The organism is Arcanobacterium bovis (assembly GCF_004331995.1).
Lineage (GTDB): Bacteria > Actinomycetota > Actinomycetes > Actinomycetales > Actinomycetaceae > Arcanobacterium_A > Arcanobacterium_A bovis.
Window position 1 is genome coordinate 289,117 of the sequence record NZ_SJDT01000002.1, and the last position, 11,853, is coordinate 300,969.

At 49.8% G+C, this 11,853-nt stretch carries 12 protein-coding genes; all 12 read left to right on the forward strand.

Annotated elements, in window-relative coordinates; genetic code table 11:
- Nucleotides 1–143 precede the first annotated feature (143 nt).
- The 12 genes from EZJ44_RS03165 to EZJ44_RS03220 all read left to right on the forward strand — a co-directional run bounded on the left by EZJ44_RS03165 (nucleotide 144) and on the right by EZJ44_RS03220 (nucleotide 11,784).
- Entirely contained in the window at nucleotides 144–803 is a 660-nt protein-coding gene (locus EZJ44_RS03165) for a hypothetical protein (protein WP_131280022.1), read from the forward strand.
- A 45-nt stretch (nucleotides 804–848) separates the two neighbouring features.
- A complete protein-coding gene (gene aroC / locus EZJ44_RS03170) occupies nucleotides 849–2,063 on the forward strand; it encodes a chorismate synthase (RefSeq protein ID WP_131280024.1) in 1,215 nt (404 codons plus the stop codon).
- Complete coding sequence (gene aroB / locus EZJ44_RS03175; protein ID WP_206661835.1) at nucleotides 2,063–3,643, forward strand: 3-dehydroquinate synthase; 1,581 nt, start codon at nucleotides 2,063–2,065, stop codon at nucleotides 3,641–3,643. The genes aroC and aroB overlap by 1 nt, the downstream gene beginning before the upstream one ends.
- Nucleotides 3,640–4,215 (forward strand): hypothetical protein, encoded by a 576-nt coding sequence (locus EZJ44_RS03180; protein WP_131280029.1) that lies wholly within the window; start codon nucleotides 3,640–3,642, stop codon nucleotides 4,213–4,215. Before aroB ends, EZJ44_RS03180 begins: the two co-directional genes overlap by 4 nt.
- Nucleotides 4,216–4,405: 190 nt before the next feature.
- Entirely contained in the window at nucleotides 4,406–4,963 is a 558-nt protein-coding gene (efp, locus tag EZJ44_RS03185; RefSeq protein WP_131280031.1) for an elongation factor P, read from the forward strand.
- 20 nt (nucleotides 4,964–4,983) lie between these two features.
- Entirely contained in the window at nucleotides 4,984–5,478 is a 495-nt protein-coding gene (gene nusB / locus EZJ44_RS03190; RefSeq protein ID WP_165496093.1) for a transcription antitermination factor NusB, read from the forward strand.
- A 225-nt stretch (nucleotides 5,479–5,703) separates the two neighbouring features.
- Nucleotides 5,704–6,015: an integration host factor, actinobacterial type gene (mihF, locus tag EZJ44_RS03195; RefSeq protein WP_131280035.1), complete on the forward strand. Its 312-nt coding sequence runs from the start codon at nucleotides 5,704–5,706 to the stop codon at nucleotides 6,013–6,015.
- A gap of 81 nt (nucleotides 6,016–6,096) precedes the next feature.
- Nucleotides 6,097–6,663, forward strand: coding sequence for a guanylate kinase (gene gmk / locus EZJ44_RS03200; protein WP_131280037.1), 567 nt, complete (start codon nucleotides 6,097–6,099; stop codon nucleotides 6,661–6,663).
- 52 nt (nucleotides 6,664–6,715) lie between these two features.
- Nucleotides 6,716–6,982: a DNA-directed RNA polymerase subunit omega gene (rpoZ, locus tag EZJ44_RS03205; protein WP_131280040.1), complete on the forward strand. Its 267-nt coding sequence runs from the start codon at nucleotides 6,716–6,718 to the stop codon at nucleotides 6,980–6,982.
- Nucleotides 6,982–8,376 (forward strand): bifunctional phosphopantothenoylcysteine decarboxylase/phosphopantothenate synthase, encoded by a 1,395-nt coding sequence (locus EZJ44_RS03210; RefSeq protein WP_241658567.1) that lies wholly within the window; start codon nucleotides 6,982–6,984, stop codon nucleotides 8,374–8,376. The genes rpoZ and EZJ44_RS03210 overlap by 1 nt, the downstream gene beginning before the upstream one ends.
- Nucleotides 8,377–8,436: 60 nt before the next feature.
- Entirely contained in the window at nucleotides 8,437–9,630 is a 1,194-nt protein-coding gene (metK, locus tag EZJ44_RS03215) for a methionine adenosyltransferase (protein ID WP_131280042.1), read from the forward strand.
- A gap of 57 nt (nucleotides 9,631–9,687) precedes the next feature.
- On the forward strand, nucleotides 9,688–11,784 hold the full coding sequence (locus tag EZJ44_RS03220; protein WP_131280044.1) for a primosomal protein N' family DNA-binding protein: 2,097 nt from the start codon (nucleotides 9,688–9,690) through the stop codon (nucleotides 11,782–11,784).
- Nucleotides 11,785–11,853: the final 69 nt, after the last annotated feature.

Genomic DNA, 11,853 nt, shown 5'->3' on the forward strand with positions numbered 1-11,853 from the left:
CTATCCGCGGTAAGGTGTGGAACGCGCGCTCGGTAGAAATACTTTTGACGGCGGTTGTCCACAGTGCGCGTGAAGTGCAGTGTTTTTCCACGGACTCAGATTGTACACGGTGCGCTTAGTGACGATCTCGTTAACGTTGAAGAATGTTTAGTAGTTACCGCATGAGCTCCACCTTGGGCGTATTTAGTCCGATTTCGCTTGTAGCCTTCTGCTTCATCGTTTATGCCGTATCGGTAGGAATCGGAACAGTTGCCGGCTGGTCAGCGACCGAAGCAAGCATTTTAGCTGCAATCTTCGTGCCATTGTTTGTCAATGCCGTGATTGATATGCGTACTTTCTGTTTAATTGTGGGATGGACGCAACTTGCGGGTATCGCCACCTTGATGCGGATCTCTTATGAAGTGTATTTAGGTGCAGACATAGGAACGATCATTTATTCTTTACTAGCTGGAATAGCATGCGTTCTGCTCGTATGCTTGCCTGCAGTTTTGCGAAATACACGCGAGGATGCTCAATCACGGCTCTATTTAGGTACCGGTGACATGAGATTGCTCTTTCTAGTGGCGCTGATTGTAGCTACTGATGGATTTCAGTGGATTCTAGCGGTGCTGCTGATTTCCTCATTACTAGCGTTGGCAGCATTTTTAGCGCGAAGAATTGGTGCAACGCAAGGAATATGCGGGGGAGTGCCATGTACGGAAAGTGGTGGAAAACTAGCACGCCATATTGCATTCGGACCTTTTATCGTTGCAATCGCATGGACAGTAGAGCTCATATTGATTCCGGTGCAACGTCTCACGTGACGATTGAAGACGTATTATGTTTGCCAACATGGCACAATATTTATCATGATGCGTTGGAGTACTGCAGGTGAATCACATGGCCCGGCATTAATCGCCCTTTTTGAAGGCATGCCGGCGGGAGTGTACGTTTCTTCTCAAGAAATCGAGTACGCCTTAGAACGACGCCGGAGTGGTTACGGACGTGGCACTCGCCAGAAATTCGAACAAGACTCGCTTCGCATTGTTTCGGGGATTCGGCACGGAATGACTATTGGTTCGCCCATTGCACTTGAAATAGGAAATTCTGAGTGGCCGAAATGGCAAACAGTGATGAGTGCTGATCCAGTGGATCCGAGCGATCTGCTCATTGATGCTGGTACTGGCGATGAACGAGAACTCGCACGCAATAAGAAGCTAACCACACCGCGTCCAGGTCATGCTGATCTTGTTGGCATGAACAAATTTGGCTTTGATGATGCTCGACCTGTTCTTGAGCGTGCTTCGGCTCGTGAAACAGCTGCTCGTGTTGCTTTGGGGTGCTTGGCTACGAGCTATTTGAAGCAAGTTGCCGGAATCGACATCGTATCGCACGTGGTACAAATTGGTTCTCAAAAAGCTGTGCGCGGCAGTTACGTGCCGCAAGCAGGCGATACCCAAACCCTGGACTTATCGGATGTGCGAACCTTAGATCCTGACTTAGCACAGAGATTCCGCTCCGAAATTGATGCAGCTCAGGCAGATGGAGATACCCTTGGTGGTGTAGTTGAAGTAATAGCCTATGGTGTTCCCCAAGCCTTAGGCACATACTGCATTGCAGATCAGCGGCTTGATGCACAGATAGCTGGTGCGATGATGTCGATTCAATCGGTTAAAGGTGTTGAAATCGGTGATGGCTTTGAGTCCGCGGGTAGGCGGGGGAGCTACGCGCACGACGAGATTGTCCGTGAGGGCGAAGAACTCACTCGACTCTCGAACAGAGCTGGCGGTATCGAAGGCGGAATGTCCAATGGGCAACCCGTGGTGGTTCGTGTGGCTTTGAAGCCAATTTCGACCGTTCCACATGCCCTACAAACTATTGATACACGAACTGGACAAGCTGCAAAAGCTTTACATCAGCGTTCTGATACCACAGCTGTAGTGCCGGCAGCACCTATTGCTGAATCAATGCTTGCATTAGTGCTGGCGAAGGCTCTCCATGAGAAATTTGGTGGAGATTCTGTAGCGGAAACGCAGCGTAATCTCAAGGCATGGCAAGAATCGATTCCGGAGGTCCGTAGATAGTGGCACCTCGTGCGATACTCATTGGAATGCCAGGAGCTGGCAAATCGACGGTAGGCAGGCTACTTGCCGAGCGCTTGCGAGTTCCATTTGTCGATTCGGATGCGCTTATTCGAAAAGAAACGAAACGCAATATTAGCGATATTTTTACCGAAGACGGTGAGATAGTATTCCGTCAGATTGAAGCACGTATCATACAAAATGCGCTCCAGGACTTCACCGGCGTATTGTCGCTTGGCGGCGGTGCAGTGCTCGATGCCACCACACGGCAAGCACTTGCCTCGATGTCTGTGCTTTTGATTGATGCTTCTGACGATGTTCTCATTGAACGAATCACCAATTCACGCACGGTACGACCACTCCTGCAAAGCGATCCGGTAGCGGGAATTCGGCGGCTTCGTAAAGATCGGATGGCTATTTATCAGAGTTTGGCTTCGCATACATTTTGTTCTGATTCTAAGCCAGTGGCTCACGTGGTTGATGAAGTTTATCGTGTGCTGACCGAGCCAGAGCGGATTGTGCAGGTGGCAGGGGAGCATCCCTACGATGTTCATATTGGCGCACACCTCGTACCACGGTTATTGAGTCAAGCAAGTAGTTTTGCTTCGGTGATGGTCGTATGTGCTCCAGATGTGATTATTCTTGGGAAAAAAGTTTGCCACACACTACAAGACATGGGAACGCCTGCTTGTTTATTTGAAGTTCCGCGTGCAGAGGACGCAAAAGAGATTGATGTGCTTGCGAAGGCGTGGGATTTTGCAGGTGAGAATCATATCGGGCGTGACGGCGTCGTCGTCGGCATCGGTGGGGGCGCGACGACGGATCTGGCCGGGTTTATCGCCGCTACCTGGCTGCGAGGCGTGGCGGTCATCCATATGCCTACCACGTTGCTTGCTATGGTCGATGCCGCAGTCGGCGGCAAAACCGGCATCAATACGCGGCATGGCAAAAATTTGGTGGGCTCGTTCTACCCGCCGTATTCGGTGCTGTGTGATGTCGAGTGCCTTGATACGTTGCCTTATCAAGATCTCTTAGCAGGGTTTGGCGAAATCATTAAGTGTGGTTTTATTGCAGACATTGAGATCCTCAATACTATTGCGAAGTTTGGAAAAACTGTTGTAAGTGCGCAGCACCCAGCTCTCATTTCGCTCATTGAGATGGCGGTAGCAGTCAAGGCACGCGTCGTGGGCGAAGACTTGAAAGAGTCAGGTTTGCGCGAAATTCTCAATTATGGCCACACTCTGGCGCATTCCATCGAATTGGCAGAAAATTACCGGTATCGACACGGTTATGCCGTGGCAATCGGATGCGTTTTTGCAGCTGCTTTGGCTGAGGCTGAGGGTATCGCAGCCCCTGGATTCACTGATTTTCACCGCAATGCCTTCGCAAGTGTGGGATTGCCGGTGGAGTATTCACATACCGATGCCAAAGAGTTGTTAGCTTCTATGTATTCGGATAAGAAAGTTCGGGCAAATCAGCTTCGTTTTGTTGTTTTGGCTGATATTGCTCAGCCGCAGATTTTGGTCGAGCCGAGCGAACAATCATTGGAATTTGCTTTTGCAAAGATCGGTATAACGGCATGACGGTAGTTTTTCTCATTGGTGCACCGGGTACTGGTAAAAGTGCCGCAGTGCGTGAACTGGATAAACGCGGCTGGATTGTGGCGGATATTGATTCGATAGTTCATAGCACTGGGCGCACGCCCGAGCAATACATTCTCGACGACGATCTTGCCTCGCTTCGCGGCATCTATCGGGATATCTTTATGCAGTTGGTTCGCGATATTGAGCGTTTTCCGACGGCGGATTACGCACTAGCGTTGCCAAGCCAATTGATCTGTGACGACGACGGTACATCAATTGATCCTGTTGTGTCACGGACACTTGAACAGCTACGAGCGGCTGAATACACACAGGGAAACGTGTACGTCGTTGGCTTAATCGCTAATATCTCAAAACTCATGCTAAGAAATGGCTTGATGGGAAACCGAGGAGTGAATCCAGTACTGCCAAGAAAAACTTTGCGTGAATTGAATTCGCGATTTGAAGTGATGATGCAGGTGCTCACAGCCGATATCATCGACACATCTGATATCGCGATTGCTGATGTGGTAGCAGATATTGAACGCATTTGTGGTCGGCTGCTTGAAAAGTGAGCCATTTTGAGGATGCATCTGGACGGCAAAATGCTATTTTCTCTTGTTGGTGGAATTAACGTTTGGCAGAGATGATGACGTTATTCGCCACTCATTTTTAGATCTTTATGCCATATTTGATTGGGAAACAGGTATTCTAGAAAAGGAATTTTTTCAGCTTGCGCACATGCGCATAACAGTAAGGAATCACATGGCTACAACCAATGATCTCAAGAATGGCATGGTGCTCAAGATCGATAACCAGCTTTGGCAGGTTGTCGAATTCCAGCATGTTAAGCCAGGCAAAGGCCCTGCTTTCGTGCGTACGAAGCTCAAGAACGTACTGTCGGGAAAGAACGTTGACAAGACTTTCAACGCAGGCGTAAAGGTTGAGACTGCAACGGTTGATCGCCGCGATATGCAGTACCTCTACAACGATGGTACCGACTACATTTTTATGGATCTCGAATCTTACGAGCAGCTGCCGATTTCTGCCGATGTGGTAGGCGATGCGAAGAACTTTATGCTCGAAAATCAGAATGTTGTGGTTGCTACCAACGAAGGCGTAGTTCTGTTCATCGAATTGCCGTCGTCGGTGATCTTGGAGATTGCACATACCGAACCAGGTCTGCAGGGCGATCGCTCCAACGCAGGTACGAAGCCAGCAACCTTGGAAACTGGATACGAGATTCAGGTGCCACTGTTTGTTGAAGAAGGCGTAAAAATCAAGGTTGACACCCGTAGCGGTGAATACATCAACCGCGCGTGAGCCGGGAGTAGTTGACTTACGTGGCAAAAAAGCATGTGAATCCAAAGCGTAAAGGGCGATCCTTACAGCGGCAACGAGCGCTGGACGTCCTTTTTGAAGCAGATACACGGGCAGTAGCAGTTTCAGATTTGGCACAGTTGCTTGCCGAGCGCAAAGTTCTTTCCACTGCTCAACAGCCTATTGGTGATTATGGAGTTACTCTCGTAGAGACATATATCGAGTGGGCAGATGAGATTGATTCGATTATCGACGCCGCTTCGCCCGCGTGGTCTTTGGATCGGATGAGTGGCGTGGATCGAAATCTCTTGCGTTTGGGTGCAGCCGAGATTATGTACCTCGATGTTGATGTTCCGGTTGTGGTACACGAGATGACGGCGCTTGCGCGAGACTTTTCAACTGATAAGGCTGTGGGCTTTATTATGGGTGTGCTCAACCGTATCGCTGAGATTCATAATCTCGAAAGATCCGGTTTAGACTCCAATGAAATTGACAATTTCGATGAAAATGTCGAATAAATAGGCTCAAATTTTGAAATTTTCCTAGAAATCGCGAAAAAACACTGAAAATAACGCACCTGTGAGCAGGGCTTGTGCAATAATAAAGTTGCACAAGCCCTGTTGGTACTCAAAGTGTTAGAAACTTGGGTGTTGATGGGACTAGCCGCAAAGTACGATTCATAGCCGCACATCACGGTTAGAGTCGGACCGACTATTAGTTGATGCACTATCAAGGAGGTAGTGATGGCCCTTCCAACCCTAACTGCAGAGCAGCGCAAGGCAGCACTAGAAAAGGCAGCTGTCGTACGGCAGAAGCGTGCTGAGCTCAAGAAGAATCTTAAAGATGGCTCAGTAAAGCTTTCCGATGTTATCAAGAAGGCTAAGTCAGACGATATTGCTGGCAAGCTGAAGGTATCTGCTCTGCTTATGTCGATGCCAGGCATTGGTCAAGCAAAGGCCAAGGCAATCATGGATCAGATCGGCATTTCGGAATCCCGCCGCGTTGCGGGTCTTGGACCACACCAGGCAGAAGCTCTTATCGAACTTTTCAAGTGATGTGAACCCCATCTAAATAAGTCAAGCTCAGAAAATGTTTTCTGAGCTTGACTTATTTTTATTCCACGCGAAAATTGAAACATGGCAAATAATCAAGGATCGGTGTTCGTCGTGTGTGGGCCAACCGCAGTTGGTAAGGGTACAGTACTCAAAGAAGTTTTTCGGCGCGGCACCAATCTTTGGTATTCGGTATCAGCAACTACTCGTCCGGCTCGTCCTGGCGAGATCGATGGTCGAGATTATTTTTTTGTGAGCAATGAGGAATTTGATGCGCTCGTTGCGGCAGGCGACATGCTCGAATGGGCGGTTGTCCATAAAGTCCACCGATATGGAACACCTCGTAAACCTGTAGAGCGGGCTATGGAGGCAGGCAAGACGGTAATCCTCGAAGTCGATTTGGATGGTGCGCGGCAAATCCGCAAAACAATGCCTGAGGTAAAGCAAATTTTTATCGCGCCGCCGTCATGGGAAGAACTTAAGGCGAGACTTATTGGACGCGCAACAGAATGTGCTGAAGAACAGGCGAGGCGGCTTGAGACGGCGAAAACTGAACTGGATGCGCAAGGGGAGTTCGACGTCGTCGTCGTAAATGATTCAGTGGCAGATGCCACCGAACAAATACTGCATATTTTGGGAATTTCAGAGTAGAATAATCCAGTGCACATTGTGTGCGTGAACAATGAACGTATGAGAGGTCTACATGTTCGGAACTAAGCCAAATCCCGAGGGAATCACCAAGCCTGCGATCGACGATCTGTTGAGCAAGGTGGACTCGAAGTACACTCTCGCGGTATTTGGAGCTTTGCGCGCCCGCCAGATTAACTCATATCGTCAGGAAATGAAGTCTGGCGATGGAAATATCACCGAGGTGGGTCCGCTTGTACCGTCGGCTCCTGAAGATAAGCCGCTGTCTTTGGCACTTGAAGAGATCGCAGAAGACAAGCTTAACCTCACGTACGGCGAATGATGAGCAATCTTTCACAGGCCTCTCATAACCAGATGGGAGGCCTGAGCCATATCCGTAGCAAGAATATTGTTGTTGGCGTGACTGGAGGCATCGCTGCCTATAAATCGGCACATTTGGTGCGCTTGTTCAAAAAAGCCGGTCACAATGTGCGTGTGGTGCCAACACACGCAGCTCTTAAGATGGTGGGTAAAACTACCTTCGAAGCCTTGAGCGGAAATCCTGTTTATGTGGACGTTGAAGAATGTGCATACGACGTCGTGCACGTCAATACCGGTCAACAAGCAGATTTGGTGGTTATTGCGCCAGCTACAGCTCACACCTTGGCAAAACTCGCAACGGGCTTGGCGGATAACTTATTGACTGCCACTGCGCTCGTTGCAACGTGCCCGATAGTGGTAGCGCCTGCAATGCACACCGAAATGTGGAATAATGCAGCTACCCAAAAGAATATATCGGTGCTGGCTGAGCGTGGATTTCGCTTTGTTGGCCCAGTAGAAGGTGCGTTGACGGGTCCTGATTCGGGTATTGGCCGGATGAGTGAGCCCGAAGAGATTTTCGATGTCTGCCATGAGATTCTCACTGAGACTCAGCCGCAATTGGTCCATGATACTCATGGTGTGAGCGGCAAGGCTGAGCAGCGAAGCGAAACAGACGGAGATACGGCGTTACGTGGAACAGACGGACGCTCGGCGTCGTATGAAGTAGCTGAAAATAATTCGCTCCGTGGCAAAACTGTGGCGATAAGCGGGGGAGGAACCCGCGAGCCGATTGATTCAGTGCGTTATATTTCGAATAAGTCTTCTGGCGCTATGGCTGTGGCCTTGGCCAATGCTGCGGCGGCGGCAGGAGCGCAGGTTATCCTAGTAGCGGCGAATATCGAAGATTTCCGATTGCGAGATCTCGCACCGGTTGTGACAGTGCGCAACGTTAGTACCGCTCGTGAGCTTGAAGCGCAGATGAAAGATCTTGCTGGTAGAGCGGACGTCATAATGATGGCGGCAGCAGTGAGCGACTATCGGATTGAAAACCCAAGTAGCGCGAAGATTAAACGCTCAAGTGATACGCTCACTCTCGAACTCGTAAAGAATCCCGATATCTTGGCTGAGCTTGCCCAGAACAGGCAACGCAGTGGACAAATCATCGTGGGATTCGCGGCTGAAACGGGAGATGACACCACAGATTACTTGACTTTCGGCAAAGAGAAGGCGCGTCGGAAGAATGCGGATCTGTTGGCGATTAACCTCGTGGGGGAGACGCGTGGTTTTGGCGACGTTGCAACGATGCTCACCGTCGTCGACCGTGATGGTGCTGTGCAAGGCGAGTTTTCGGGTGACAAGGTACAGGTGGCGCACGAATTAATCGTGGTCATTGCCTCACTAGCCAATGGCGAATAATCGCTCGGCAGCCCGTAAAATTAGATCAGAAATATTGAGTGGATAGAAACAGAGATAGCTGTGGTGTACCAACCCTTTACTTCGGAATCAGTAACAGAAGGTCATCCTGATAAGGTGTGCGATCGTATCTCGGATACGATTTTGGACGCGATTTTGCAGCAAGATCCGCACGCGCGCGTGGCGGTAGAGACTGCTGTTACCACGGGTCTAGTGCATGTTCTGGGTGAAGTAACTACGCATGCCTACGTGGAAATCCCACAGCTGGTACGCGACACGTTGAAGGACATTGGGTATACGTCGTCGCGTATTGGCTTTGATGCTGATTCGTGTGGAATTTCGATCTCTATTGGTTCACAGTCGCCGGATATTGCCGATTCTGTGGACACATCTCTGGAAGTGCGCACCGCGCATGATACTGATCCACTTGATCGGCAAGGCGCTGGGGATCAGGGGCTCATGTTTGGCTATGCTTCCAACGAGACCAGCGTTTTTATGCCGCTTCCCATTCATTTATCCCACCGGCTAGCGCAGCGTTTGGCTTTAGTACGTAAGAGTGGCCTCGTGGCAGGTTTGCGTCCGGACGGCAAGACGCAGGTCACGATTAATTACGACGACGCCGGGGTGCCAGTTGGTATTGATACCGTCGTCGTCTCTTCCCAGCATGATGAAGACGTCGATCAGGCTGATTTGCATGATCTGGTGACCGAGCACGTGATTGCGCCAGTTTTGAAGGAAGAAGCTGGAGAATTATTTACTGGCGACACAAGGGTGTTGGTTAATCCATCAGGGCGGTTCGTGGTGGGCGGGCCAATGGGGGACGCCGGCTTGACTGGTCGGAAGATCATCGTCGATACATACGGTGGTGTGGCGCGTCATGGTGGTGGCGCTTTCTCGGGTAAAGATCCATCGAAGGTGGATCGTTCGGCTGCATACGCTGCACGTTGGGTGGCAAAGAATGTGGTTGCTGCCGGTTTGGCTGACCGTTGTGAACTGCAGGTTGCTTATGCAATTGGTCGGGCGCACCCTGTTTCGGTTCGCCTTGAAACTTTCGGTACTGAGCAAGCCGATGTACAGGCGATTACTCGGGCAGTGAAGAAAGTCTTTGATTTGCGTCCAGCTGCGATTATTCGTGATCTCGATTTGCTTCGCCCGATTTATTCGACGACCTCGGCTTACGGACACTTTGGTAGAGAACTCGACGAATTTAGTTGGGAAAAGACGGATCGCGTATCTGATCTCCTCGCAGCGTTCTAGTGTGCTCAACGGCACTGGCAATGTTTTTTGGCCGGAGCGATGTGGTTCAATTAGTTTATGGATAGAGAAGAGCTCAATGTGGGGGAAGGGCAATCGTTAGGGTTGTCTGAACTTGGTCGTCAAGAGGCGCTTCTTTCTATCTTGCCAGAATCCAAATTGCTCAAACGTGATTTTGAAAATCCAGTGGCGCAGGTTGTAGTGGATGTGCCGGTGTTGCATATGGACCGGATATTTGATTACGAGATTCCCCAGCGGTTTTCTGATCTTCAAGTTGGTGCGCGCGTGGTGGTTGAAATTGGTGCGCGTAAAGTTGACGGTTTCGTCGTCGGACGCTCAAAATACACTGCGCATATGAGTCAACTGCGACCAATTCAGCGGGTGGTGTCAAATGTGCCTGTTCTGCAACCGCAGATTCTTGAACTCGCACGCAAGGTTGCTCACTCTCATCTTGCTTCACTCAACGACGTATTGCGTTTAGCGATCCCACAGCGCCATGCACGAGGCGAGCATGATTTTTTTGGCATTGATGAGGTGCCGTTTCCTCATTGGGCTCGTCCTGAGATCCCAGAGGTTTTGGCTTATTACGAGCACAGCAACCAATTAGAGCTGCTAGGAGATCGGCGTATCGTGGCGCTGATGCATCTGCTTGCTACTCACCGTGAAATGGACGTGCTTGAGTATGCGATTAAATTGATGCTCAACAAAAATAAGAGTGTTTTGCTAGTGGTACCTACTCCGCGCCAAGCACACAATCTCGCCCAACTCATTTCGCAATGTCTACCAGGTGAGCCCGTAGCTGTGTCCACATCAGAGGACAGCCATGAGATCAGGTACAAGCATTTTCTAGCTGCTTTGTATGGTAAAACGCGGATTTTTATTGGAACGAGGAGCGCTGTATGGACGCCCATCGCCAATCTCGGACTAATGGTGATGATGGATGATTTGCACGCTGCTTATATTGAAAAGCGCAGCCCATACGTACATGCTCGTGATGTGTTGATGCAAAGAAGCGAGCAAGAAGGCGCTTCACTTTTGGTGTTGGATCATGGGCCGAGCATTGCTATGCGTGCTACGATGGACAGTCAGGGGTATGCAATATCTGGAACGCTTAAAGCTCGACGTAACATGGGTGCCCAGATCCTTGCAGCTAATCAGTTTGCTTTTGAAGGCGCTCCATGGTCGCGCATGCCTGATTCAGTTTTCAAGGTGATTCGTGAGGGATTGGAGCATGGGCCAGTTCTTGTGGTAGTGCCCCAAACAGGGTACCTTCCACTCTTAGCCTGTGCTCGGTGTGCCGAGATTCCTCGGTGCCCGGACTGTGATGGAAATTTAGAAATTCCTGCGCCTGATTCTTCGCTTAAGTGTGCTCGATGTGCAAAAGAATTTTCTGAATTCACATGCGCCAGTTGTGGATTTACAAAAATGAAGCCGATTAGGATTGGATCTCATCGCACCGCTCAAGAAATTGGAAAAGCGTTTCCACGTGTATCGATCAATCTGATTGGCATGAACAACCACACGCAAAAGGTTTCGGCTGGAGCAAAAATTGTGGTGTGTACTCCTGGATACGAACCAACTGCAGACAATGGCTTTTCTGCCGCAGTGGTGTTGGACTCTGGTTATTTGTTACGTTCTCGCAAACTCGAATCCGAGTCGTCTTTTTTGCGTACGATGGCGCGCATCACTACTCGCGTGCGGACTCGGCGTGACGGTGGCAAGCTGCTCATGGTTGGCGATGTGAGCAATGAACTGATCGACACCATCGGAAAATGGGATTTTGAAGGTTGGGAAGACCAAACTCTTGTTGAACGCCAAGAACTACTACTGCCACCTGCGTCTCCTTGGGTTGAAGTGCGCGGAATTTGGGAAGAGATTCGGGTATTCCTGTCTTTACTTCGTGCTTGGCAACGCAATGAACACCGTGATTCTCCACCACCGCTAGATTCATTGTTACTGGGCGGAATTACCGATTTGATTCCGGGTATCGCAATAGTGGGTCCAAATCGCATCGACCAAAACACATCACAAATATTTTTGCGAATTGCCAAAGGGCACGAAGAAACGGCTTACCAGGCAATACGCACCGTATTGCGAGAAGGTTCGGTAAACGGAACTGTGAAGGGGCTTCATATCAATACACATCCGCAATTATGAGAGTATGGAGCTGTGAGAAATAGGCTTAGGGCAAGTAATGTCCTTGTGGTGATTGACTCTTATGTCAGT

Bases quoted from the DNA above. Each gene is read 5' to 3' on its own strand.
- EZJ44_RS03180 (WP_131280029.1), top strand. From the start codon at position 3,640: ATGACGGTAGTTTTTCTCATTGGTGCACCGGGTACTGGTAAAAGTGCC.
- EZJ44_RS03220 (WP_131280044.1), top strand. From the start codon at position 9,688: ATGGATAGAGAAGAGCTCAATGTGGGGGAAGGGCAATCGTTAGGGTTG.
- EZJ44_RS03165 (WP_131280022.1), top strand. From the start codon at position 144: ATGTTTAGTAGTTACCGCATGAGCTCCACCTTGGGCGTATTTAGTCCG.
- rpoZ (WP_131280040.1), top strand. From the start codon at position 6,716: ATGTTCGGAACTAAGCCAAATCCCGAGGGAATCACCAAGCCTGCGATC.
- efp (WP_131280031.1), top strand. From the start codon at position 4,406: ATGGCTACAACCAATGATCTCAAGAATGGCATGGTGCTCAAGATCGAT.
- aroC (WP_131280024.1), top strand. From the start codon at position 849: ATGATGCGTTGGAGTACTGCAGGTGAATCACATGGCCCGGCATTAATC.
- gmk (WP_131280037.1), top strand. From the start codon at position 6,097: ATGGCAAATAATCAAGGATCGGTGTTCGTCGTGTGTGGGCCAACCGCA.
- mihF (WP_131280035.1), top strand. From the start codon at position 5,704: ATGGCCCTTCCAACCCTAACTGCAGAGCAGCGCAAGGCAGCACTAGAA.
- EZJ44_RS03210 (WP_241658567.1), top strand. From the start codon at position 6,982: ATGAGCAATCTTTCACAGGCCTCTCATAACCAGATGGGAGGCCTGAGC.